General features: G+C 55.5%; 27 protein-coding genes. 8 read left to right on the top strand and 19 right to left on the bottom strand.

The window, feature by feature from the left end; translation table 11 throughout:
- The 9 genes from IM317_RS14715 to fkpA form a co-directional block, all read right to left on the bottom strand.
- A partial coding sequence (locus IM317_RS14715) for a GTP-binding protein (protein ID WP_171048787.1) occupies nucleotides 1-351 on the bottom strand: 351 nt, incomplete at its 3' end.
- 69 nt (nucleotides 352-420) lie between these two features.
- Nucleotides 421-2535: an elongation factor G gene (gene fusA / locus IM317_RS14720; RefSeq protein WP_033146789.1), complete on the bottom strand. Its 2115-nt coding sequence runs from the start codon at nucleotides 2533-2535 to the stop codon at nucleotides 421-423.
- Nucleotides 2536-2631: 96 nt separating this feature from the next.
- The gene (gene rpsG / locus IM317_RS14725) at nucleotides 2632-3102 is read right to left on the bottom strand and encodes a 30S ribosomal protein S7 (RefSeq protein WP_004106370.1); all 471 of its coding nucleotides are present in this window, start codon (nucleotides 3100-3102) and stop codon (nucleotides 2632-2634) included.
- 96 nt (nucleotides 3103-3198) lie between these two features.
- Nucleotides 3199-3573 (bottom strand): 30S ribosomal protein S12, encoded by a 375-nt coding sequence (rpsL, locus tag IM317_RS14730; protein WP_000246815.1) that lies wholly within the window; start codon nucleotides 3571-3573, stop codon nucleotides 3199-3201.
- Nucleotides 3574-3697: 124 nt separating this feature from the next.
- Nucleotides 3698-3985 carry a sulfurtransferase complex subunit TusB gene (gene tusB / locus IM317_RS14735; RefSeq protein ID WP_033146790.1) on the bottom strand — a complete coding sequence of 96 codons (288 nt, stop codon included), beginning with the start codon at nucleotides 3983-3985 and terminating at the stop codon, nucleotides 3698-3700.
- Nucleotides 3986-3992: 7 nt separating this feature from the next.
- Complete coding sequence (tusC, locus tag IM317_RS14740; protein ID WP_033146791.1) at nucleotides 3993-4352, bottom strand: sulfurtransferase complex subunit TusC; 360 nt, start codon at nucleotides 4350-4352, stop codon at nucleotides 3993-3995.
- Nucleotides 4352-4738, bottom strand: a complete 387-nt coding sequence (gene tusD / locus IM317_RS14745; RefSeq protein ID WP_033146792.1) for a sulfurtransferase complex subunit TusD — start codon at nucleotides 4736-4738, stop codon at nucleotides 4352-4354. Before tusD ends, tusC begins: the two co-directional genes overlap by 1 nt.
- A complete protein-coding gene (locus tag IM317_RS14750) occupies nucleotides 4738-5460 on the bottom strand; it encodes a transcriptional regulator (protein ID WP_014171909.1) in 723 nt (240 codons plus the stop codon). Before IM317_RS14750 ends, tusD begins: the two co-directional genes overlap by 1 nt.
- 166 nt (nucleotides 5461-5626) lie before the next feature.
- Entirely contained in the window at nucleotides 5627-6445 is an 819-nt protein-coding gene (gene fkpA / locus IM317_RS14755; protein ID WP_023309460.1) for an FKBP-type peptidyl-prolyl cis-trans isomerase, read from the bottom strand.
- Between the two features lie 238 nt (nucleotides 6446-6683).
- Between fkpA and IM317_RS14760 the strand changes: the two genes are divergently transcribed.
- Nucleotides 6684-6902 carry a protein SlyX gene (locus IM317_RS14760; protein ID WP_023309461.1) on the top strand — a complete coding sequence of 73 codons (219 nt, stop codon included), beginning with the start codon at nucleotides 6684-6686 and terminating at the stop codon, nucleotides 6900-6902.
- 197 nt (nucleotides 6903-7099) lie between these two features.
- Here IM317_RS14760 and slyD read toward each other — a convergent pair whose 3' ends face one another.
- The 4 genes from slyD to kefG form a co-directional block, all read right to left on the bottom strand.
- The gene (gene slyD / locus IM317_RS14765; RefSeq protein ID WP_014833521.1) at nucleotides 7100-7690 is read right to left on the bottom strand and encodes a peptidylprolyl isomerase; all 591 of its coding nucleotides are present in this window, start codon (nucleotides 7688-7690) and stop codon (nucleotides 7100-7102) included.
- Between the two features lie 94 nt (nucleotides 7691-7784).
- A complete protein-coding gene (locus IM317_RS14770; protein ID WP_033146793.1) occupies nucleotides 7785-7985 on the bottom strand; it encodes a YheV family putative zinc ribbon protein in 201 nt (66 codons plus the stop codon).
- 13 nt (nucleotides 7986-7998) lie between these two features.
- Nucleotides 7999-9804, bottom strand: coding sequence for a glutathione-regulated potassium-efflux system protein KefB (gene kefB / locus IM317_RS14775; protein WP_033146794.1), 1806 nt, complete (start codon nucleotides 9802-9804; stop codon nucleotides 7999-8001).
- Entirely contained in the window at nucleotides 9804-10358 is a 555-nt protein-coding gene (kefG, locus tag IM317_RS14780; RefSeq protein ID WP_021242220.1) for a glutathione-regulated potassium-efflux system ancillary protein KefG, read from the bottom strand. The genes kefB and kefG overlap by 1 nt, the downstream gene beginning before the upstream one ends.
- 135 nt (nucleotides 10359-10493) lie before the next feature.
- Here kefG and IM317_RS14785 point away from each other — a divergent pair, with 135 nt between their 5' ends.
- The 4 genes from IM317_RS14785 to IM317_RS14800 all read left to right on the top strand — a co-directional run bounded on the left by IM317_RS14785 (nucleotide 10494) and on the right by IM317_RS14800 (nucleotide 14648).
- A complete protein-coding gene (locus tag IM317_RS14785; protein WP_033146795.1) occupies nucleotides 10494-12398 on the top strand; it encodes an ABC transporter ATP-binding protein in 1905 nt (634 codons plus the stop codon).
- A gap of 112 nt (nucleotides 12399-12510) precedes the next feature.
- Nucleotides 12511-13533, top strand: a complete 1023-nt coding sequence (locus tag IM317_RS14790; RefSeq protein ID WP_049014807.1) for a hydrolase — start codon at nucleotides 12511-12513, stop codon at nucleotides 13531-13533.
- Nucleotides 13530-13748 (top strand): YheU family protein, encoded by a 219-nt coding sequence (locus tag IM317_RS14795; protein WP_008503016.1) that lies wholly within the window; start codon nucleotides 13530-13532, stop codon nucleotides 13746-13748. The genes IM317_RS14790 and IM317_RS14795 overlap by 4 nt, the downstream gene beginning before the upstream one ends.
- Before the next feature lie 30 nt (nucleotides 13749-13778).
- Nucleotides 13779-14648 (top strand): phosphoribulokinase, encoded by an 870-nt coding sequence (locus tag IM317_RS14800; protein ID WP_023309465.1) that lies wholly within the window; start codon nucleotides 13779-13781, stop codon nucleotides 14646-14648.
- A gap of 66 nt (nucleotides 14649-14714) precedes the next feature.
- On the opposite strand, the gene IM317_RS14805 is transcribed toward IM317_RS14800, so the two are convergent.
- Nucleotides 14715-15119: an OsmC family protein gene (locus tag IM317_RS14805; RefSeq protein WP_008503018.1), complete on the bottom strand. Its 405-nt coding sequence runs from the start codon at nucleotides 15117-15119 to the stop codon at nucleotides 14715-14717.
- A gap of 311 nt (nucleotides 15120-15430) precedes the next feature.
- Here IM317_RS14805 and crp point away from each other — a divergent pair, with 311 nt between their 5' ends.
- Together crp and IM317_RS14815 are read left to right on the top strand one after the other, a co-directional pair.
- Entirely contained in the window at nucleotides 15431-16063 is a 633-nt protein-coding gene (gene crp / locus IM317_RS14810) for a cAMP-activated global transcriptional regulator CRP (RefSeq protein WP_000242758.1), read from the top strand.
- A gap of 57 nt (nucleotides 16064-16120) precedes the next feature.
- Nucleotides 16121-18208, top strand: a complete 2088-nt coding sequence (locus tag IM317_RS14815; RefSeq protein ID WP_033146797.1) for a YccS/YhfK family putative transporter — start codon at nucleotides 16121-16123, stop codon at nucleotides 18206-18208.
- Here the strand turns inward: IM317_RS14815 and IM317_RS14820 are convergent.
- The 4 genes from IM317_RS14820 to ppiA all read right to left on the bottom strand — a co-directional run bounded on the left by IM317_RS14820 (nucleotide 18205) and on the right by ppiA (nucleotide 21370).
- Complete coding sequence (locus IM317_RS14820) at nucleotides 18205-19425, bottom strand: aspartate aminotransferase family protein (RefSeq protein ID WP_172421409.1); 1221 nt, start codon at nucleotides 19423-19425, stop codon at nucleotides 18205-18207. The two genes, IM317_RS14815 and IM317_RS14820, sit on opposite strands and share 4 nt — an antisense overlap.
- 87 nt (nucleotides 19426-19512) lie before the next feature.
- Nucleotides 19513-20076, bottom strand: a complete 564-nt coding sequence (pabA, locus tag IM317_RS14825) for an aminodeoxychorismate synthase component 2 (protein ID WP_033146799.1) — start codon at nucleotides 20074-20076, stop codon at nucleotides 19513-19515.
- A gap of 30 nt (nucleotides 20077-20106) precedes the next feature.
- Nucleotides 20107-20691 (bottom strand): putative adenosine monophosphate-protein transferase Fic, encoded by a 585-nt coding sequence (locus IM317_RS14830; protein WP_033146800.1) that lies wholly within the window; start codon nucleotides 20689-20691, stop codon nucleotides 20107-20109.
- A 106-nt stretch (nucleotides 20692-20797) separates the two neighbouring features.
- Entirely contained in the window at nucleotides 20798-21370 is a 573-nt protein-coding gene (ppiA, locus tag IM317_RS14835) for a peptidylprolyl isomerase A (protein WP_023309471.1), read from the bottom strand.
- Nucleotides 21371-21648: 278 nt separating this feature from the next.
- Between ppiA and tsgA the strand changes: the two genes are divergently transcribed.
- The gene (tsgA, locus tag IM317_RS14840; protein WP_033146801.1) at nucleotides 21649-22833 is read left to right on the top strand and encodes an MFS transporter TsgA; all 1185 of its coding nucleotides are present in this window, start codon (nucleotides 21649-21651) and stop codon (nucleotides 22831-22833) included.
- A gap of 3 nt (nucleotides 22834-22836) precedes the next feature.
- On the opposite strand, the gene IM317_RS14845 is transcribed toward tsgA, so the two are convergent.
- The gene (locus IM317_RS14845; protein WP_033146802.1) at nucleotides 22837-24153 is read right to left on the bottom strand and encodes a cytosine deaminase; all 1317 of its coding nucleotides are present in this window, start codon (nucleotides 24151-24153) and stop codon (nucleotides 22837-22839) included.
- Nucleotides 24154-24254 lie beyond the last annotated feature (101 nt).

Here is a 24254-nt window from a genome sequence, read left to right on the forward strand (position 1 = left end):
ACGAGTCTGAGGCATTGGGCCGTCAGTCGCAGCAACAACCAGGATCGCGCCGTCCATCTGCGCAGCACCGGTGATCATGTTTTTAACATAGTCGGCGTGGCCTGGGCAGTCTACGTGTGCGTAGTGGCGAGTCGGGGTGTCATATTCAACGTGGGAAGTGTTGATGGTGATACCACGAGCTTTTTCTTCTGGTGCGTTATCGATCTGGTCGAATGCACGAGCAGAACCACCGTAGGTTTTAGCCAGAACGGTAGTGATTGCAGCAGTCAGGGTAGTTTTACCATGGTCAACGTGGCCGATAGTACCAACGTTGACGTGCGGTTTTGTACGTTCAAATTTTTCTTTAGACACGGCTATATTCCTTACTATAGTGCTCTCCCCTGTGGAGAGAGCACGGGACTTAGGTTTTAATCCTGTGGATTACTTACCACGGGCTTCAATAACGGCCTGAGCAACGTTGTTAGGCGCATCATCATACTTCAGGAATTCCATGGTGTATGATGCACGACCTTTGGTCAGAGAACGCAGCTGAGTTGCATATCCGAACATTTCAGACAGCGGAACTTCAGCGTGGATCTTAACGCCAGTTACTTCGGATTCCTGACCACGCAGCATACCGCGACGACGGCTCAAGTCACCGATAACGTCACCGGTGTTCTCTTCAGGAGTTTCTACTTCAACCTTCATGATTGGCTCAAGCAGAACTGGTTTTGCTTTCTTAAAGCCTTCTTTAAAGGCAATAGACGCAGCCAGTTTAAACGCCAGTTCAGAGGAGTCAACGTCGTGGTAAGAACCGAAGTGCAGACGAACACCCATGTCAACAACCGGATAGCCAGCCAGAGGGCCCGCTTTCAGCTGTTCCTGGATGCCTTTATCAACGGCTGGGATGTATTCGCCAGGAATTACACCACCTTTGATGTCGTTGATGAACTCGTAACCTTTCGGGTTAGAGCCCGGCTCCAGTGGGTACATGTCGATCACAACGTGACCGTACTGACCGCGACCACCAGACTGCTTAGCGTGTTTACCTTCAACATCGGTAACTTTCGCGCGAATCGCTTCGCGGTAAGCAACCTGAGGTTTACCCACGTTCGCTTCAACGTTGAATTCACGCTTCATACGGTCAACGATGATGTCCAGGTGCAGTTCACCCATACCAGCGATGATGGTCTGGTTAGATTCTTCATCAGTCCATACGCGGAATGATGGGTCTTCTTTCGCCAGACGGCCCAGAGCCAGACCCATTTTTTCCTGGTCAGCTTTGGTTTTTGGTTCAACTGCGATGGAGATTACCGGCTCAGGGAATTCCATACGCTCCAGAATGATCGGGTGATCCGGGTCACACAGGGTGTCACCAGTGGTCACGTCTTTCAGACCGATAGCTGCAGCGATGTCGCCCGCACGAACTTCTTTGATCTCTTCACGTTTGTTAGCGTGCATCTGTACGATACGGCCAAAACGTTCACGCGCCGCTTTCACGGAGTTCAGGATGGTGTCACCGGAGTTAACCACACCAGAGTAAACGCGGAAGAAGGTCAGGTTACCCACGAATGGGTCGGTAGCAATTTTGAACGCCAGTGCAGAGAATGGCTCTTCGTCGCTTGCGTGACGCTCAGCCGGAGTATCTTTACCGTCGTCCAGGATGCCGTTGATCGCAGGAACGTCAACTGGGGATGGCAGGTAGTCAACTACCGCATCCAGCATCGCCTGAACACCTTTGTTCTTGAACGCAGAACCACAGGTTACCAGGATGATTTCGTTGTTCAGAACGCGCTGACGCAGAGCTTTTTTGATCTCTTCTTCAGTCAGTTCTTCACCACCCAGGTATTTCTCCATCAGCTCTTCAGAAGCTTCAGCAGCGGATTCGATCAGGTTCTGGTGCCATTCGTCAGCCAGGTCCTGCATTGCAGCTGGGATATCTTCGTATTCGAAGGTAACGCCCTGGTCTGCATCGTTCCAGTTGATGGCTTTCATTTTCACCAGGTCGATAACGCCGGTGAAGCCTTCTTCAGCACCAATTGCCAGCTGCAGCGGAACAGGGTTCGCGCCCAGACGGGTTTTGATCTGGCCAACAACTTTCAGGAAGTTAGCACCCATACGGTCCATTTTGTTAACGAACGCGATGCGTGGAACTTTATATTTGTTCGCCTGACGCCATACGGTTTCAGACTGTGGCTGAACACCACCAACTGCGCAATAAACCATTACCGCGCCGTCAAGAACACGCATGGAACGTTCTACTTCGATGGTGAAGTCAACGTGCCCTGGGGTGTCGATGATGTTTACGCGATGCGGTTCGTACTGCTTAGCCATACCTGACCAGAATGCAGTAGTCGCTGCGGAGGTGATAGTGATACCACGCTCCTGCTCCTGTTCCATCCAGTCCATGGTGGCTGCGCCGTCATGAACTTCACCGATTTTATGGTTTACACCGGTGTAGAACAGAATACGTTCGGTAGTAGTGGTTTTACCGGCGTCGATGTGCGCACTGATACCGATGTTACGGTAGCGTGCGATGGGTGTTGTACGAGCCATTTGATTCCTCGTTTATATCTTTAGGCGTTCAGTTAAGTTACCCAGAGCGGGCGGCTTCTCTGAAGCGCCCGCCTGGTGACTAATACTCCGAAGGGATTACCAACGGTAGTGTGCGAACGCCTTGTTGGCTTCAGCCATACGGTGAACGTCTTCACGTTTCTTAACTGCAGTACCTTTGTTGTCTGCAGCATCAGAAAGTTCGTTCGCCAGACGCAGAGCCATGGATTTATCACCGCGTTTACGAGCAGCTTCAACGATCCAACGCATTGCCAGAGCATTACGACGAACCGGACGAACTTCAACTGGAACCTGATAAGTAGAACCACCAACGCGGCGGGACTTAACTTCTACGGTTGGGCGAACGTTGTCGAGAGCGACTTCGAAAGCTTCCAGTTCATTTTTACCAGAACGCTGAGCCAGGGTCTCAAGCGCGCTGTATACGATTGCTTCTGCAGTAGATTTTTTACCATCTACCATCAGGATATTTACAAATTTTGCCAGCAGTTCTGATCCGAATTTCGGATCTGGAAGGATTTTACGCTGACCAATGACGCGACGACGTGGCATGGGAATACTCCGTTGTTAATTCAGGATTGTCCAAAACTCAAAGAGTTTAGTTTGACATTAAGATAAATCAGTTTGGCCTTACTTAACGGAGAACCATTAAGCCTTAGGACGCTTCACGCCGTACTTGGAGCGAGCCTGCTTACGGTCTTTAACACCTGAGCAGTCGAGCGCACCACGAACGGTGTGGTAACGAACACCCGGAAGGTCTTTAACACGACCGCCACGGATCAGGATCACGGAGTGCTCCTGCAGGTTGTGACCTTCACCACCGATGTAGGAAGTCACTTCGAAACCGTTAGTCAAACGCACACGGCATACTTTACGCAGTGCGGAGTTTGGTTTTTTAGGAGTGGTGGTATATACACGAGTACATACGCCACGTTTCTGCGGGCAGGCTTCCAGCGCAGGCACGTTGCTCTTTGCAACTTTGCGTGCGCGTGGTTTGCGTACCAGCTGGTTAACTGTTGCCATTAAATAGCTCCTGGTTTTAGCTTTTGCTTCGTAAACACGTAATAAAACGACCTCATACAATATGAGGACGCGAAATTTTAGGGCTACGTCGAAAAGGTGTCAAGAAATATACAGCGATCTCAAATCACCAGTTCATTTGACTGGCGTGCGTCACAGTAAGATTGACGAAATCAGTATAGCCAACCACGTCAATTTTGGCTGAAATTTGACCAGAAAGACCCCGCGCATCCAGATCGTCCTTCAGCGCAGAGACTGTTATGGGGGCATTCGTGAGAATTTCAACGAAACGACTGCCGTCCAGTGCGGCAAGCACACCATCCTGAATCAGCAGCAGGTCATCACCTTCGCGCAGCATGCTCAGTAACGCATCGATATCACATTGCCACGGTGAATGGCTCAGAGTATGGAGCATGTCAGCCTCAGAAAGTCAGAACGGTGTCGTAGTGGGAAAGGTGTTCGCGCAGTGCAGCAGAAGACAGGACTGTCACATCCAGCACGAAAGGCGTTGCCTCGTTTAAACCGCGCGCGGCCAGGGAGTCGGCACAGACATAGAAGGTTTCGATATCGTAAAGCGGTAATACTTTGAACGTCGCGATGTAATCACGCGCCAGAATGGCCTGAGGCTGCTGCCCCGCCAGAAGCTGAAATACGCCGTCGCCCAAAAAGAAGACACCGATATCTTCGGTCAATGCTGAGGTCGCGAGCAGCGCATCCAGCCCTTCTCTGCCGGACGCATTGCCGTGCGGTGCGGAGGAAAAAACAAACGCGACACGCTTCATCAGAATTGCACCACTCTGTCGCAGGTTAATGCCGCCTGTGCCAGTGCACCCAGGCCACTCAACGAAAAGCCGGGCTGCAGGTTAGAACCCGATAAACCAAGACGTGCGGCTTCGGTTGCATCGGTCACCCCGCGGCGCAGTGCCGCCGCCACGCAGATGTGCAGTTCTACGCCCTGCTTTTCGTTTAATGCCTGCCAGGCGCGCACCAGATCGAATTCGTCGCTCGCCGGTGACGTAAACTGATTCGCGTTATACACCCCTTCCCGATAGAAGAAGACGCTCGCTAGCTCATGTCCGGCCGCCAGTAGCGCATGCGCAAACTGCAGCGCGCTGCTGGCCTGCTGAGTGCCGTACGCCGGGCCTGTCACCATTAACGCAAAACGCATTACTTGTCTTGTCCCTGGAAATCGCCGCTTTTGAACTGGCGAATATAGAGGTAGACCGTGTGCTTGGAGATGTTCAGACGATCGGCCACCTGGTTGATGGCGTCTTTAATATCAAAAATCCCTTTTTCGTAGAGATTAAGCACGATCTGGCGATTCTTGGCGTTGTTCGAGACGTTGCGATCGGCATTCACCTCTTCAATCGTAAACTCAAGCGTCTGGGTCACCAGATCTTCAACGGAGGAGGCAAAGTTAACAGAAGAGCCAACGTCCGGCGTTTCTGGTGGAATAAAGGTGCTCATGATTTGCGAGAATGGCACATCAAGGTTCATGTTGATGCACAGCAGCCCAATAACACGATGCTCGCGGTTTCGAATCGCGATGGTTTCTGATTTCATCAGCACGCCGCTTTTGGCGCGGGTGAAATAGCATTTTGAGACGCTGCTGTCCGCGCCGGTCATGTCATGCAGCATACGCAATGCAAGGTCGGTAATTGGCGAACCAATTTTACGGCCAGTATGCTCACCATTCGCAATGCGGATGGCGGAACACTTCAGATCTTGCAGGGAGTGCAATACGATTTCGCAGTGGGAGCCAATGAGCATCGCTAACCCGTCCACTACCGCTTCGTAGGATTTCAGAATATCGAAGTCGGTCTGATCGAAAGGACGTTGATCCAGCAAATCAAGTTCACTGGTTTCGTTGGTTAAAAGCGACCTGGACATGAAAAAAACACTCCTTTTCAGGAGCCTGTCGTTAGGTTTTCAGGGCAGGCTCATTATCTACACGGACAACTAAATTAATACAGCGTGCGTGGCGCTTTCCAGTGTTAATTATATCTGCCCCACAATAAAAAAACCGCCGCCTGAAAGGCGGCGGTTTTTTTCAACATTACTTCTTAGCAGCAGCGGCTTTATCGTCAGCCGGTGCGTCTGCTTTCGCATCCGCTTTCGGTGCCGGTTTGATATCCAGCAGCTCTACGTCAAAGACCAGCGTAGAGTTGGCAGGGATACCCGGAACGCCGGTTTTGCCATAGGCCAGATCCGGTGGGATAACCATCTTGATCTTGCCGCCTTTCTTGATGTTTTTCAGGCCTTCAGTCCAGCCAGGGATCACACCATCCAGACGGAAAGAGAGCGGCTCACCGCGGGTGTAAGAGTTATCGAACTCTTTACCGTCGATCAGCGTACCTTTGTAGTTCACAACAACGGTGTCGCTGTCTTTAGGCGCATCGCCGGTGCCTTCTTTCTCAACTTTGTACACCAGGCCGGTAGAAGAGGTTTTCACACCTTTCTCTTTGGCAAAGGTATCGCGGTAGGCTTTGCCTTTCGCTTCGTTGTCTTTAGCGTCCGCGTCCATCTTGGTCTGCGCGGCACCCTTCACGCGCGCTTCGAACGCCTGCAGAGTCTGTTCAATTTCCTGGTCAGACAGCTTGCTCTTATCTGCAAATGCGTCCTGAACGCCCGCGATCAGCTGAGCTTTATCCAGTTTGATGCCCAGTTTCTCTTGTTCTTTCAGAGAGTTTTCCATGTAGCGACCCAGAGATGCGCCCAGTGCGTAGGCGGATTTCTGGTCGTCATTTTTGAACGCCGCTTTGCTGTCTGCAGTGGCAGCAGGCTTCGCAGCAGTATCAGCAGCGAATGACAGCGGCGCGTTCAGCGCAACAGCCATCGTCGTCGCCAGCAGCGTTACTTTAAACAGTGATTTCATCCATATCTCCAGGGCCTGGGGACTCTCACCCCAGCGTTAAACGTAAATGAGTTACGTACTATAAAACGTTGCGGAAGAAATCTACAGACAGACACTTCCAATTCTCGCCACTTTTCAGACTATTTTTGTTTAAATAAGTTTCCTGCCAAGGGGATGCGGACTGTACTTAAGGATAAACTCAGTTAAACTGCGCCGCCGCAGGGCCATTATGGCGAATCTGAAATAAACGAGGTGAATGATGAAGGATACAGCAATAGAAGCGAGAATGGCTGAGCTGGAAAGCCGCCTGGCTTTTCAGGACATCACCATCGAAGAGCTAAACCAGACCGTGACCGCACATGAGCTCGAAATGGCAAAACTGCGGGATCATATGCGCCTGCTGACTGAAAAACTGAAGGCCACGCAGCCGTCAAACATTGCCTCTCAGTCAGAAGAGACGCCACCTCCTCATTATTGAGGCACAAAAAAAGCGGGATTATCCCGCTTTTTTTGTGCCCGGTGGCGCGAAGCTTACCGGGCCTACATACCAAATACCCTATGGATTTCGTGTCGCAGGAAGGCGGCAAGCTTGAAAATCCCCGGGAGCATAGATAACTATGTGACCGGGGTTTGAAAGCGCAGCCAACGCACCTGCGGCTTGAAAGACGACGGGTATTAGTGGCAACCGCAGCCGCCGTTACCGCAACCACCTTTACCGTGGTCGTGACCATGGTCGTGATCGTGGCCGTGACCACCGCAGCAGCCGTCGTGGCCGTGATCGTGGTCATGGTCGTGACCGTGCGCACCGTGAACGTGGCCATGAGCCAGCTCTTCTTCGGTCGCTTCACGGATCGCAACAACTTCTACGTTGAACTTCAGGTTCTGGCCAGCCAGCATGTGGTTACCGTCAACCACGACGTGGTCATCTTCCACTTCGGTGATTTCAACAGGAACCGGGCCCTGGTCAGTTTCAGCCAGGAAGCGCATGCCAACCTGCAGTTCGTCAACGCCCATGAACACGTCTTTAGGAACGCGCTGAACCAGGTTGTCGTCATACTGACCGTAAGCGTCGTTCGCGCCTACAGCAACGTCAAATTTGTCGCCAACTTCATGACCTTCCAGCGCGTTTTCCAGGCCGGAAATCAGGGAACCGTGACCATGCAGGTAGTCAAGCGGCGCACTCACCGGAGACTCATCAACCAACACACCGTCTTCTGTACGTACCTGATAGGCCAGGCTGACCACCAGGTCTTTTGCTACTTTCATGATATCTCCTGAGCGTGGGAAAATTGCTGGCGCAGATTGTAGCGGAAATCTGCACCCGTGTACCCTTTAGCTTAAAAAAACTCAGGGCATATCGCTAGTCCGGATGAAAAATCCCGATAACTTGCTCTTCTTTGCGAACGTGATCGCGGGCCTCTTTATCGGCCTCACGCATCTGGTGACCGCACTTAACACACTCAACAACATCAACATTATTTTCCCGCCACATCGCCAGGGTATCTTGCGCCTGACAGGTCGGGCATTTTGCACCCGCGATAAAGCGTTTACGTACAGCCATCTTTCGTTACCCTTTATTCAAATTCATCCCAGCCATCAAGCTGGCGTCGTTCCTGTTGCATCTCTCGCTGGAAGATCTCCTCCAGCTCGCGACGCGCTTCCCGCACGCGGGATATCTGCGCCGTATCGGTATGTACCGGCATCAGCTCGCGCAACATCCGCATATCCAGCCGGCGGAAGTGCATCTGGGCGCGCTGCGCCTGATGCGGATGCATGCCGAGCGAGATCAGCGCCTTACGACCCAGCTCCAGCGCACTGGAGAACGTCTCACGGGAGAAGTGTTTCACACCCGCCTGCAACAATTCGTGAGCTTCAACACGTCCCCGCGCACGCGCCAGAATATGCAGATGCGGGAAATGCTGCTGGCACAGATCCACCAGCTTCATCGTGTCTTCCGGATCGTTACAGGTAATCACGATGGACTCTGCCGCTTCCGCCCCCGCCGAGCGCAGCAGCTCAAGCTGGGTCGCGTCGCCGTAGTAAACCTTGTAGCCATATTTGCGCATCAGGTTGACCGCGCTGATATCACGCTCCAGTACCGTAATGCGCATTTTGTTTGCCATCAGCAAACGCCCGATAACCTGTCCAAAACGGCCAAAGCCCACCACAATCACCTGCGGCTTATCGTCTTCCACCCACGGCGCTTCGTCTTCATCGTCATTTGGGTTCAGGCGGCGCGACAGCAGTTTATCCACCAGCTTCATCAGCAGCGGCGTGGTCATCATAGACAGCGTGACCGTCACCAGCAAAAGCGCCATCTGATCGTCTTTAAACAGCTTCTGGGAGGATGCGGTCGAGAACAGCACAAACGCGAACTCGCCTCCCTGGCTTAACACGCTGGCAAACTGCATGCGTTCCGAACTGCGCAGCCCGTAGATACGCGCCATGACGTACAGTACCAGCATCTTCACCGCCACCAGGATAGCGACGCTCACGACCACCCACAGCAGATGGGTATAGAGCACACCGAGGTTGAGCGCCATCCCCACAGAAATAAAGAACAGGCCTAACAGCAGCCCTTTGAAGGGATCGATGGCAATTTCCAGCTCGTGCCGATACTCGCTCTCCGCCAGCAGCACCCCGGCGATAAAGGTCCCGAGCGCCATCGACAGCCCCAGCGCGTCCATAAACAACGCCGATCCCAGCACCAGCAGCAGCGTCGCGGCGGTAAACACCTCGCGAACGCCCGACGCGGCAATAAAGCGGAACACGGGACGTAACAGGAAACGACCGCCAATCAGCATGCCCGCGAAGGCCAGCACCTTCATGGCGATTTTAGCCCAGTCGAAGTGATCGTCCCCGGACCCCGCCAGCAGCGGCACCAGCGCCAGCGCCGGGATCACCGCCAAATCCTGGAACAGCAGCACCGAAAAGCCCAGCTGACCGGCTTCGTTACGGTTCATCCCCTTATCGCGCATCAGCTGCAGCGCCATCGCCGTCGACGACATCGCAAGGCCTATCCCGCCAATCACCGCCGCCTGCCATGAAAAGTTGGTCAGCATTAACAGGCCACCCAGGATCGCGGCGCTGAACAACACCTGCGCGGCGCCCACGCCAAAGATAGAGCGTCGGAGCTGCCACAATTTCGAAGGATTCAGCTCCAGGCCGATGATGAACATCAGGAACACCACGCCCAGCTCGGAGAAATGGAGGATCTCATCGACATCGCTGATGAATCCCAGCCCCCATGGGCCAATCGCGATCCCCGCCAGCAGATACCCCAGCACCGCACCGATACCAATACGGGCTGCAAGCGGCACCGCAACGACGGCCGCAAATAAAAACAGCACCCCGGCGAGGAGTAAATTCGATCCTTCCATTAACGACCTCCTGCCGGAATAGGTGACGCCAGCCATTCACCATAGGCTCTGGCGTGGCTTGCCAGCTCTTTCGGATCCTGACGCCGCGCCCAGTAGACAATAATCGGGCTCATCCAGTGCATACGGCACATGGCCGCCGTCAGCTCGAATGGCCTGAGGATATCGCTCATCGGATAGCGGTTCAGCCCGTCGTGACGGTAAGCGCTTTCGGGTTCACCGGTCGTAATCACGCTACGCCAGTACTTTCCCGCCAGCTGGTTGCCCCCCACCCCGCTGGAGAAGCCCCGGCTCAGCACGCGGTCCAGCCACTCTTTCAGCAGCGCCGGACAGCTGTAGGTATAAAGCGGATGCTGGAACACAATCACGTCATGCTGACGCAGCAGCTCCTGCTCGTAAGGGATATCAATAAAGAAATCAGGATAGTGCGCGTAGAGATCGTGCACCGTTACGTTACTAAGCTGTGTGGCCGGCTTAAGCAGCACCCGGTTTGCCACCGAGTCCTGAGATTCCGGATGGGCATACAGCAGCAGCACTTTTGCTGTCTGAGACATCATTCCCCTCCCGGTCTTGTTTCTGTTTTTGTGTATCGTCGCTGTTTTGGGCTACCATGGCGGCCCGGTGCGGAAAATGGCCCACACCTTACATTATCATAATGACAAATTAACATAGTCGGAACATACGGCGCTTCTATGATTGTTTTCTCCTCGTTACAAATTCGTCGCGGCGTGCGCGTCCTGCTGGATAACGCCACTGCTACCATCAACCCGGGCCAAAAAGTGGGTCTGGTCGGCAAAAACGGCTGCGGTAAATCCACCCTGCTGGCGCTGCTGAAAAACGAGATTAGCGCGGATGGCGGTAACTTTACCTTCCCGGGGAACTGGCAGCTCGCCTGGGTAAACCAGGAGACGCCTGCGCTGAGCGAACCGGCACTCGACTATGTTATCGACGGCGACCGTGAATACCGCAAGCTGGAAGCGGAACTTCATTCTGCTAACGAGCGCAACGACGGTCACGCCATCGCCACCGTTCACGGCAAGCTGGACGCCATCGATGCGTGGACCATTCGCTCCCGCGCCTCCAGCCTGCTGCACGGCCTGGGCTTCAGCAACGAACAGCTGGAACGCCCGGTCAGCGACTTCTCCGGCGGCTGGCGTATGCGCCTCAACCTGGCGCAGGCGCTGATCTGCCGCTCTGACCTGCTGTTGCTTGACGAACCGACCAACCACCTCGATCTCGATGCGGTTATTTGGCTGGAGAAGTGGCTCAAGAGCTATCAGGGCACTCTGATTCTGATCTCCCACGACCGCGACTTCCTTGACCCGGTAGTGGATAAAATCATTCATATCGAACAGCAAACGATGTTCGAGTACACCGGCAACTACAGCTCCTTCGAGCGCCAGCGCGCGACGCGTCTCGCCCAGCAGCAGTCCATGTACGAAAGCCAGCAGCAGCGCGTGGCGCACCTGCAGAGCTTCGTGGATCGCTTTAAGGCCAAAGCCTCAAAAGCCAAGCAGGCCCAGAGCCGCATCAAGATGCTGGAACGCATGGAGATGATCGCCCCGGCGCACGTGGATAACCCGTTCCACTTCAGCTTCCGCGAGCCGGAAAGCCTGCCTAACCCGCTGCTGAAAATGGAAAAAGTCAGCGCGGGCTATGCCGACCGCATTATTCTCGACTCCATCAAGCTCAACCTGGTGCCGGGTTCCCGCATTGGCCTGCTGGGGCGTAACGGCGCCGGTAAATCGACGCTGATCAAACTGCTGGCGGGCGAGCTTAACCCGGTCAGCGGTGAAATTGGTCTGGCGAAGGGTATCAAGCTGGGTTACTTCGCCCAGCATCAGCTGGAATTTTTACGCGCGGATGAATCGCCGATTCAGCACCTCGCGCGTCTTGCGCCGCAGGAGATGGAGCAGAAGCTGCGCGACTATCTCGGCGGCTTCGGCTTCCAGGGCGATAAGGTGACTGAAAACACCGAGCGCTTCTCCGGCGGCGAAAAGGCCCGTCTGGTGCTGGCGCTGATCGTCTGGCAGCGCCCGAACCTGCTGCTGCTCGATGAACCGACCAACCACCTGGATCTCGACATGCGTCAGGCGCTGACCGAAGCGCTGATTGAGTTCGAAGGCGCGCTGGTGGTGGTTTCGCACGACCGTCACCTGATCCGCTCCACCACGGACGATCTCTATTTAGTGCACGGCGGCAAAGTCGAACCGTTCGACGGCGATCTGGAAGACTATCAGCAGTGGCTGACGGACGTGCAGAAGCAGGAAAACCAGCCGGAAGAGTCAGCGAAAGACAACGCCAACAGCGCGCAGGCGCGTAAAGACCAGAAGCGCCGTGAAGCGGAGCTCCGCACCCAGACGCAGCCCCTGCGTAAAGAGATTACCCGTCTCGAAAAAGAGATGGAAAAACTCAACGCCACGCTTGCTATCGTTGAAGAGAAGCTCGGCGATAGCGGCCTGTATGACCAGAGCCGCAAGGCTGAGCTGACCGACTGCCTGCAAACCCAGGCGAAGACCAAATCCAGTCTCGAAGAGTGCGAGATGGCGTGGCTCGACGCGCAGGAACAGCTGGAAGCGATGCTGCAGGCTGACTGACTTATTTACCCCGTTTGAAGAGCAGAATCCGTACCGGGTTCGGAAATCCAGCTTAAACGGGGTACAATTCGGAAAGTATCGTAAATTTCCGACAAGAATCAGCATCGCGCTTATGACCCAAATCATTCCATCAGACTTCGACATTGCGGCCGAAGACAGCACTGAGTTCGTGCCTATGCGCGGCGTGGCCAATCCGCATTTGCAGACCATGCTGCCGCGACTGATCCGCCGCAAGGTTCAGTTCACCCCGCACTGGCAACGGCTTGACCTGCCAGACGGTGATTTTCTGGATCTCGCCTGGAGCGAAGCGCCTGAACAGGCTCGCCATAAGCCGCGTCTGGTGGTTTTCCACGGTCTGGAAGGCAGCCTGCACAGCCCGTATGCACATGGGCTAATTGAGGCGGCAAAAGCGCGCGGCTGGCTCGGCGTGGTGATGCATTTTCGCGGCTGCAGCGGTGAACCGAATCGTCAGAAACGCATTTATCACTCGGGTGAAACCGAAGACGGGACGTGGTTTTTACACTGGCTGCGGGAAAATTATGGCACCGTGCCAACGGCCGCCGTGGGCTACTCGCTGGGCGGGAATATGCTGGCCTGTCTGCTGGCCAAAGAGGGCGAAAGCGTACCGCTGGATGCCGCCGTCATTGTCTCCGCGCCGTTTATGCTTGAGCAGTGTAGCTACCACATGGATAAAGGCTTTTCCCGCGTCTATCAGCGCTACCTGCTCAACCTTCTGAAGGCCAACGCGGCGCGTAAGCTGAAGGCCTACCCGGATACCCTGCCGGTAAGCCTGCGCCAGCTGAAAAAGGTGCGTCGTATCCGCGATTTCGACGACCTGATCACCGCGAAAATCCACGGCTTCGCCGATGCGATTGACTATTATCGTCAGTGCAGCGCCATGCCGCTGCTCAGCAAGATCACGCAGCCGACGCTGATTATTCATGCCAAAGATGACCCGTTTATGGATCATCACTCGATCCCCGCTCAGGAATTCCTGCCCGACAACGTTCACTATCAGTTGACCGAGCATGGCGGCCACGTCGGGTTTATCGGGGGCACGCTGCGCCGCCCGAAAATGTGGCTTGAGGCGCGAATTCCTGACTGGCTGACCCCTTATCTGGACGGTGCAAAATGATTATTCCCTGGCAGGATCTGGCTCCCGAAACGCTCGATAATCTGATTGAAAGCTTTGTATTACGCGAAGGCACCGATTATGGTGAACAGGAACGCTCGCTTGAGCAAAAGGTCAACGATGTTAAGCGCCAGCTGAAAAGCGGCGACGTGGTGCTGGTGTGGTCAGAACTGCATGAGACGGTCAATATCATGCCCCGCAACGCGTTTCACGGCTGATCTTCCACCCTTTTCAGTCAGGGAGTTGCTATGTCTGCCAGACATCCGGTTATTGCCGTTACGGGGTCGAGTGGTGCGGGAACCACCACCACCAGCCTCGCATTTCGCAAGATTTTCGCCCAGCTGAATCTCCGTGCGGCGGAGGTCGAAGGCGACAGCTTTCACCGCTACACGCGTCCGGAGATGGACATGGCCATTCGTAAGGCGCGCGATTCGGGTAAACACATCAGCTACTTCGGCCCGGAGGCCAATGACTTTGGCCTGCTGGAACAAACCTTTATAGAGTACGGTAAGAGCGGCAAAGGGCAATCCCGCAAGTATCTGCACACCTATGATGAAGCCGTACCCTGGAATCAGGTGCCGGGAACCTTTACCCCGTGGCAGCCGCTGCCGGAACCCACCGACGTCCTGTTTTACGAAGGATTGCACGGCGGCGTGGTCACCCCTCAACACGACGTGGCGCGCCACGTGGATCTGCTGGTCGGCGTGGTCCCTATCGTTAACCTGGAGTGGATCCAGAAGCTGACGCGCGACATGAGCGAGCGCGGCCATTCGCGAGAGGCGGTGATGGACTCCGTGGTGCGCTCCATGGAGGATTACATTAACTTCCTGACGCCGCAGTTCTCCCGCACCCATATCAACTTCCAGCGCGTGCCGACGGTGGACACCTCGAACCCGTTTGCCGCTAAAAGCATCCCGTCGCTGGATGAGAGCTTTGTGGTGATCCATTTCCGCAATCTCGAAGGCATTGATTACCCTTGGCTGCTGGCAATGCTGCAGGGCTCGTTTATTTCGCACATGAATACGTTAGTCGTGCCGGGCGGAAAAATGGGGCTGGCGATGGAGCTCATCATGACGCCGCTGGTGGAGCGACTGATGGAAGGGAAGCAGATCGCGTGAGCATGTTCCCTCTCCCTGTGGGAGAGGGTTAGGGTGAGGGCATCAACACGCACGATGCCCCATCAATCACGCCTCGATCACTTCATACGAATGCGTGATTTTTACCGCTTTCTCCAGCATTAACGCCACAGAGCAGTACTTCTCCGCAGACAGGTCCACCGCACGCGAGACCGCCGCGTCTTTCAGCTCTTTACCGGTGACCACAAAGTGCAGGTTAATATGGGTGAACAGGCGTGGCGCCTCTTCGCGACGCTCTGACGTGAGTTTAACCTCACAATCCGTCACGTCATGACGTCCTTTTTGCAGAATCGACACCACGTCAATTGCGCTGCATCCGCCTGCCGCCATCAGCACCATTTCCATTGGGCTGGGTGCTTTATCGCCGGAGTTACCGTCCATCAAAATCTGGTGTCCTGACGCGGACTCGCCCAGGAACGTTAAACCTTCAACCCATTTCACGCGCGCTTGCATATTCATTAACTCCAACGTTGCATTTTTGGTGACAGATTACGCGTGCGTTACATTTCTCGCAATGGAAGGCGACCTGCATCATGCTGAAGCGAGACACCAGGAGACACGCGGCGAAAGCTATGCTAAAACACTCAGGATGCTACAGTAATACATTGACGTTACACGTGTATGCAGAGGACATCAAACTTTACTGGCTGCGAAACGTTACGGTAGCCGACTTCCCAGGGTATGGGTAAGAATTCGATTGCAACCCCAGAGTCCGGATGCATCTGATGACTCTGGTGACAGCTTATAACAGAGGATAACAGCGCATGGTGCTTGGCAAACCGCAAACAGACCCGACTCTCGAATGGTTCTTGTCTCATTGCCACATTCATAAGTACCCATCGAAGAGCACGCTGATTCACCAGGGTGAAAAAGCGGAAACGTTGTATTACATCGTTAAAGGCTCGGTGGCAGTGCTGATCAAAGATGAAGAAGGGAAAGAGATGATCCTTTCTTATCTGAACCAGGGCGATTTCATCGGTGAACTGGGCCTGTTTGAAGAGGGCCAGGAACGTAGCGCCTGGGTTCGAGCAAAGACAGCATGTGAAGTGGCTGAAATTTCTTACAAGAAGTTCCGTCAGCTGATTCAGGTTAACCCTGACATCCTGATGCGTCTTTCTTCCCAGATGGCGCGCCGTCTGCAGGTCACGTCAGAGAAAGTGGGTAACCTCGCCTTCCTGGACGTTACCGGCCGTATCGCACAAACCCTGTTGAACCTGGCGAAACAGCCAGACGCCATGACCCACCCGGACGGCATGCAAATTAAAATTACCCGTCAGGAAATTGGTCAGATCGTCGGTTGCTCCCGTGAAACAGTGGGCCGTATCCTGAAAATGCTGGAAGATCAAAACCTGATCTCCGCCCACGGTAAAACCATCGTGGTCTACGGAACGCGTTAATTCCGCTTAAACGGCGTGCCATCGCAAGGTGTCACGCCGTTTTTGTCTCTATTCCCCATGTGGCGCAGGCTGATCTATCACCCGGAAGTTAACTACGCACTGCGACAAACGCTGGTGTTGTGTCTTCCTGTGGCCATAGGCCTGATCCTCGGACATCTTCAGCAAGGCCTGCTGTTTTCCCTCGTGCCCGCCTGCTGCAACATCGCCGGTCTGGACACGCCGCATAAGCGCTTTTTCAAACGCCTGATTATCGGCGGCTGCCTGTTTGCGGGCTGTAGCCTCGCCGTACAGCTGTTACTGGCTCGTGATATCCCGCTGCCGCTGATCCTGACCGTGCTGGCGATGACCCTTGGCGTCACGGCGGAAATCAGTTCGCTGCATGCTCGCCTGCTTCCCGCCTCGCTGATTGCGGCCATTTTCACGCTGAGCCTCGCCGGGAACATGCCGGTGTGGGAGCCGCTGCTGATCTACGCCCTGGGGACATTATGGTACGGGCTGTTTAACTGGTTTTGGTTCTGGCTGTGGCGGGAGCAGCCTCTGCGTGAATCCCTGAGCCTGCTCTATGTGCAGCTTGCGGATTACTGCGAGGCCAAATATACCCTGCTCACCCAGCATACCGACCCGGAAAAATCCTTACCGCCGCTGCTGACGCGCCAGCAGAAGGTGGTGGATCTCATAAGCCAGTGCTATCAGCAGCTGCATATGCTCGCCGCCAACAAGAACCACGAATACAAACGGCTGCTGCGCACCTTCCAGGTCGGGCTGGATCTGCAGGAGCACATCTCCGTAAGCCTTCATCACCCGCAGGAGGTGCAAAAGCTGGTTGAGCGCAGCCACGCCGAAGCGGTGATCCGCTGGAACGCACAAACCGTGTCCGCACGTCTGCGCGTGCTGGCCGATGATATTCTCTACCACCGCTACCCGACGCGCTTTAACATGGAAAAACAGCTGGGCGCGCTGGAGAAAATCGCCCGTCAGCATCCCGATAACCCGGTCGGCCAGTTTGCCGCCTGGCACTTCAGCCGCATCGCCCGCGTGTTGCGCACACAGCGCCCGCTTTATCCCCGCGACCTGATGGCGGATAAGCAAAAACGGCTTCCGTTATTGCCCGCGCTCAAAAGCTATCTTTCTCTTAAATCGTCCGCCCTGCGCAACGCCGCAAGGATTAGCGTGATGCTCAGTACCGCCAGCCTGATGGGCATGGCGCTGCACCTGCCGAAACCGTACTGGATCTTAATGACCGTGCTGTTTGTCACCCAGAACGGCTACGGCGCCACGCGGGTGCGTATTCTGCACCGGGCTGGCGGAACGCTGGCCGGGCTGATCATTGCAGGCGTGACGCTGCACTTCCACGTGCCGGAAGGCTATACCCTGGCAGGGATGCTGGCGATTACGCTGGTGAGCTACCTGATTATCCGCAAAAACTACGGCTGGGCGATGGTGGGCTTTACGGTGACGGCGGTATATACGCTGCAGTTGCTCACGCTCAATGGCGAACAGTTTATTGTCGCCAGACTGATTGATACCCTGATCGGCTGCCTGATTGCCTTTGGCGGCATGGTCTGGCTGTGGCCGCAGTGGCAGAGCGGGCTGCTGAGGCAGAACGCCCACGACGCGCTGGAAGCCGACCAGCAGGCTATTCGCCTGATCCTGAGCGACGACCCGCAGCCCTCCCCGCTGGCCTATCAGCGGATGAAGGTCAACCAGGCGCACAACGCCCTGTTTAACTCGCTCAACCAGGCGATGCAGGAGCCGGGCTTTAACTCGCACTATCTGGCAGACATGAAGCTCTGGGTGACGCACAGCCAGTTTATCGTCGAGCATATTAACGCCATGACCACGCTGGCGCGCGAGCACACGATGCTGACGCCGGATCTGGCGCAGCGCTATTTGCAGTCGTGTGAAATTGCGTTGCAGAGGTGCCAGCAGCGTCTGGAGTATGACGCGCCGGGCGAGTCGGGCGACTCAAACATTCTGGAAGCGCCGGAGACGTTGACCCACGGGCCAATGAGCACCCTGGAGCAGCATTTACAGCGCGTTCTGGGGCATCTGAACACCATGCACACCATTTCGTCGGTGGCATGGCGTCAGCGTCCGCATCACGGCATTTGGTTAACGCGCCGGCTAAAGCGAACCGAGTATTAGCCTTTTACGATCTTCTCGACCGCCGCGGCAAAGCGGGTTAAACCGTCTTCGATGTCTTTGTCTTCTACCACCAGCGACGGCGCAAAGCGCATCACGTCAGGCCCGGCATTAAGCACCATCACCCCTTCGTGGGCGGCGGCGTGCAGGAAGTCGCGCGCCCGGCCTTTGTACTGCGGCTTCAGCTCGGCGCCAATCAACAGCCCCATCCCGCGAATTTCGCTGAACACATCGTACTGTTCATCAATCTTTTGCAGGTGTTTTACGAACAGCTCGCGCTTCGCGCTCACGGCGTTCAACACCTCCGGCGTGTTGATAATGTCGAATGCGGCACCCGCCACGGCGCTCGCCAGCGGGTTACCGCCGTAGGTGGAACCGTGAGAACCGACGTGGAACGCGGAGGCGATCTCCTGCGTCGTCAGTACCGCACTCACCGGGAAACCGCCGCCGAGCGCTTTGGCGCTGGTCAGGATGTCCGGCGTCACGCCGTAGTGCATATAAGCGAACAGATCGCCGGTACGCCCCATCCCGCACTGCACTTCATCAAAGACCAGCAGCGCCTGATGCTCGTCGCACAGCGCGCGCAGCCCTTTCAGGAATTCCGGAGTTGCCGCCGTCACGCCGCCTTCACCCTGGATAGGCTCGACCACCACCGCGCAGGTGTGGTCGTCCATGACCGCTTTCACCGCGTGCAGATCGTTAAACGGTACGTGGACGATGTCGGCCGGTTTCGGGCCAAACCCGTCGGAATACTTCGGCTGGCCGCCAACGGAGACGGTAAAGAAGGAGCGTCCGTGGAAGGCATTGTGGAAGGCGATGATTTTGGTTTTGTACGGGCTGTGGCGCGTTGTCGCGTAGTAGCGCGCCAGCTTAAACGCAGTTTCGTTGGCTTCAGTGCCGGAGTTCATAAACAGCACGCGCTCGGCAAAGGTCGCATCGATGATCTTCCGGCCCAGGCGCAGCGCCGGTTCGTTGGTGAACACATTGCTGGTATGCCACAGGGTTTCGCCCTGGGTTTTCAGCGCCTCAACCAGCGCGGGATGGCAATGACCCAGCGCCGTGACCGCAATCCCGCCCGCGAAATCCACATACTCTTTACCCTGCTGATCCCAGACGCGGCTGCCTTTCCCCTTCACCGGGATAAACTCAGCCGGTGCATAAATCGGCAGGATCACTTCATCAAATGTCGCGCGGGTAATTGCTGGTTGTTCAGTTGCCATGTCATGACCATCCATTTTTATGTCACAGTGATTGTGAAAATATAATCACAAAATATGCATAAAAAATCATAGCAAGGCAACAGATATTCAGCGATTGAGGAAATTTGCCAGCAGCGCGTGCCCCTGCTCGCTGAGGATGCTTTCCGGGTGGAACTGCACGCCTTCGAGGTCCCATTCGCGGTGGCGAATCCCCATGATCTCCTGCGTATCGCTCCAGGCGGTCACTTCAAAGCAGTCGGGCAGGGTCGACGGGTCAATCACCAGGGAATGGTAGCGCGTCACGGTTAACGGATTATTGAGCCCCGTGAATACCCCGGTGCCGGCGTGGGTGACCGGAGAGGTTTTACCGTGCATCACTTTGGCAGCGCGCACGATGGAGGCACCAAACGCCTGAGCAATCGCCTGATGGCCCAGACAGACGCCCAGTATCGGCAGCTTGCCGGCATAGTGCTGGATAACATCCAGAGAAATACCCGATTCCGACGGCGTACACGGCCCCGGAGAAATCACGATTTTCTGCGGAGCCAGCGTCCCGATATCGGCCAGTCCGATCTCGTCGTTGCGGCGGACAACCACCTCTGCACCCAGTTCACAAAAATACTGGTAAAGGTTCCAGGTGAAGGAATCGTAGTTATCAATCAGCAGAATCATGGCGGCTCCCGAAAAAAATGCCGCCCTATTCTACTCAGATTCCCGCGCTTCGCTCACTACTTTGGCAAAGATAGCGTTCAGCGCGGTTAAATCCCCCGTTGCGCCGCTTCGGTTAGCCGCCACCCACTGGTCGGGATCGATATCGCGCCAGTCCAATGCGTAGCCCGCGTGGAGCGCCAGCTGCTCGAAGAAAACGCGTTGGGCAATACCGTTGCCGCGCATAAATGGATGCAGCATGTTGATTTCGCAGTAATAGTGGCTAACCCGGTCAACAAACGCCGCTTTCTCAAGACCCACGAGATACTTTTCGCTTTCCAGCGCCGCCATCAGCTCGTTGCCCATCTTCTCGATGTATTCGAAATGGCAGAACGGAATGTCACCCTTAAAAATATCGTCGGTACGTAACTCACCTGCCCGCTTCATCTCGCTGCGGTACAAATGACGATGAATATGGCACAGATGGGGCAACCCGGGCGCGGAAGGCCCAAGCTCCAGCGTCTCAATATGGGGCTCTGAGGGACCATTACCTTTTTCAAGGAGACAACTGGCCTGTAAATTGACGTTACGCTGCTGTTCCCAGAGACGGGATTTTTGCTTGTCGGTGAGCTTTTTCACTTAACGCCTCCCTGAATAGTCCGTTTGCCACAAGTATAAGCAGCAAAACGCGCTTTCGCAGGGAGGGTCACATAACGCGGGCAGAAGAAGCCCGCGCTCAGAAGAATTACGGCAGAACTTTTGCGGAGAGGATAACCACCGGTTTTGACGGCACATTCTGATACGGACCGACGTCGTGAGTAGGCACCTGAGAAATCTTATCGGCCACGTCCATGCCTTTCACAATCTTACCGAAAACGGCATAGCCAAAGTCGCGCTGACCGTGGTCGAGGAAGGCGTTATCCGCCACGTTCAGGAAGAACTGGCTGGTCGCGCTGTCTTTGTCTGCGGTACGCGCCATAGAGATGGTGCCGCGTTTGTTCAGCAGGCCGTTGTCCGCTTCGTTTTTGATTGGCGGGTTAGGCTGCTTCTGCTGCATCTGCTCGTTGAAGCCGCCGCCCTGTACCATAAAGCCTGGGATCACGCGATGGAAGGTGGTGTTGTTATAGAAACCACTGTTCACATAGTCGAGGAAGTTTTTCACGGAAACAGGGGCTTTCTGGCTATTCAGTTCCAGCTCAATATTCCCGGCGGAGGTGGTCAGCAGAACGTGAGGGTCCCCTTTGGCTGCCAGCGCAGCAGGGGAAACGGCAGAAAGAGCAAACACAGCTGCGACAGCCGCCAGTGTTGATTTGAGCATGAGAATTCCTTAACAAAGCGCAGTATAAAAAGCGAATGGCTTGATTCTAAAGAGCAGTATGAACGGAGACCAGCCTTTTACCTAATTTTACGAAATTGAAACAATTATTACCGCGCAAACGATTGGTTACGCCGTCAATTAATGTGATTTAGATCACACTAAAACCTGCAATGACGTAATCATTACCCTTAAAAGATAGGAATAGATCACTTTAGCGACTAAAATCTGCCCGCTCTCAGCGCCCCCCGGGCGCTTTTCTTTTTCTGAACAGGCCAGACATGACTAACAGCAATCGCATCAAGCTCACATGGATCAGCTTCTTCTCCTACGCCCTGACCGGCGCGTTGGTGATCGTCACCGGGATGGTGATGGGGAATATCGCAGACTACTTCCAGCTGCCCGTTTCCAGCATGAGTAACACCTTTACCTTCCTCAACGCGGGGATCCTGATCTCTATCTTCCTGAATGCCTGGCTGATGGAAATCGTCCCGCTGAAAACCCAGCTGCGCTTTGGCTTTGTGCTGATGGTTGCCGCCGTGGCGGGCCTGATGCTGAGCCACAGCATCGCCCTGTTCTCCGCCGCCATGTTCGTGCTCGGTCTGGTGAGCGGGATCACCATGTCGATCGGTACGTTCCTGATTACCCACATGTATGAAGGCCGCCAGCGCGGCGCGCGTCTGCTGTTTACCGACTCCTTCTTCAGCATGGCCGGAATGATTTTTCCGATGCTCGCGGCGGTTCTGCTGGCGCGCAGCATTGAGTGGTACTGGGTCTATGCCTGCATCGGCCTGGTCTACGTGGCGATCTTTATTCTGACCTTCGGCTGCAAGTTCCCGGTGCTGGGCAAGAAAGCGCAAACCACCGCAGAGCCTGTTGCGAAAGAAAAGTGGGGCATCGGCGTGCTGTTCCTCTCCATCGCCGCGCTGTGCTACATCCTGGGCCAGCTGGGCTTTATCTCCTGGGTACCGGAGTATGCCAAAGGTCTGGGCATGAGCCTGAACGACGCGGGTAAACTGGTGAGCGATTTCTGGATGTCTTACATGTTCGGCATGTGGGCGTTTAGCTTCATCCTGCGCTTCTTCGACCTGCAGCGCATTCTGACCGTGCTGGCGGGGCTGGCGACCGTGCTGATGTACCTGTTCATCAACGGTTCACCGGAGCATATGCCGTGGTTCATTCTGACCCTGGGCTTCTTCTCCAGCGCCATTTATACCTCGATCATCACTCTGGGCTCCCTGCAGACCAAAGTGGCCTCGCCGAAGCTGGTTAACTTCGTCCTGACCTGCGGCACCATCGGCACCATGCTGACCTTCGTGGTCACCGGCCCGATCGTCGCCCACAGCGGCCCGCTGGCGGCGCTGCACACCGCGAACGGTCTGTATGCCGTGGTGTTTATCATGTGCTTCGTTCTGGGCTTCGTGACCCGCCACCGCCAGCACAACGCGGCGGCAGCGTCTCACTAACCCCTACGCCCCTTTGCGCTCGGCAGAGGGGCTGTTTCTGGCAAAACTTACCTCTTCTCCTCCGATATCCATCTGGATCCACGTCTGCGCCAGCTGCGTCGTGGCGATCACCCGTCCCTGACGAATCGACCAGCGCACCGGCACCTGGCAGCGCACCGCTTCAAACCCGCTCTCGGCAGGCAGAATAATCAGGTTCGCCGGGTTCCCCGTGGCAATACCGTAATCGCTCAGGCCGAAGGTACGGGCGCTGTTATGGGTGATGAGATTCAGGCCGCTGTCGATTTGCGGATAGCCCATCATCTGACAGACGTGCAGCCCCATATGCAGCACCTGCAGCATGTTGCCGGTGCCGAGCGGGTACCACGGGTCGAAGACGTCGTCATGGCCGAAGCAGACGTTAATGCCCGCTTCCTGCAGCTCTTTCACCCGGGTGATGCCGCGGCGCTTCGGATAGTCATCAAAGCGCCCCTGCAGATGGATATTGACCAGCGGGTTAGCGACGAAGTTAATTCCCGACATTTTCAGCAGACGGAAGAGCCGCGAGGTGTAAGCGCCGTTGTAGGAGTGCATGGCGGTGGTGTGGCTGGCCGTCACGCGCGGGCCGATGCCGGCCTCATACGCCAGCGCTGCCACCGTCTCGACAAACCGCGACTGCTCGTCGTCGATTTCATCGCAGTGGATATCCAGCGGACGGTCATATTTCTTCGCCAGTTCAAAAGCGATATGCAGCGACTGTACGCCATACTCGCGGGTGAACTCGAAGTGCGGGATCGCCCCCACCACGTCGGCCCCCAGCCTTAACGCCTCTTCCAGCAGCGCCGCGCCGTTCGGGTAAGAGAGAATACCTTCCTGCGGGAACGCGACGATTTGCAGCGTCACCCACGGGGCAACCTCCTGCTTCACCTCCAGCATCGCCTTCAGGGCGGTGAGCGTCGGGTCGGAGACATCCACATGGGTACGGACAAACTGGATGCCGTTGGCAATTTGCCACTTCAGCGTTTTCCAGGCGCGCGCTTTAACATCCTCATGGCTGAGCAACGCCTTGCGCTCCGCCCAGCGCTCAATGCCTTCGAACAGCGTGCCGGACTGGTTCCAGTTCGGCTCACCCGCGGTCTGGGTCGTATCAAGATGAATATGCGGCTCAATGAACGGCGGGATAGCAAGCCCGCCGCGCGCGTTCAATACTTCATAACTTTCGGCGTGGGTGTAGTCCATCGGGGTGATGTCACCAAATCGCCCGTTCTCAATGGCGAGCTGCCACAGCCCTTCCTGACCCGGTAAACGAACATTCTGAACAAGCCATAACGGTGTTGTAGACATACCCTTCCCCTAAAAAACGCCGCTGATATTCAGGCGTATCGATTTTGGCAAAACCGCCCCTGATTTGTACACAAATTCAACGAGCACGAAAAGCCTGCGAT

Origin of the sequence: Enterobacter cloacae complex sp. S3 (assembly GCF_014930495.1) — a bacterium.
Taxonomy (GTDB): domain Bacteria; phylum Pseudomonadota; class Gammaproteobacteria; order Enterobacterales; family Enterobacteriaceae; genus Enterobacter; species Enterobacter asburiae_B.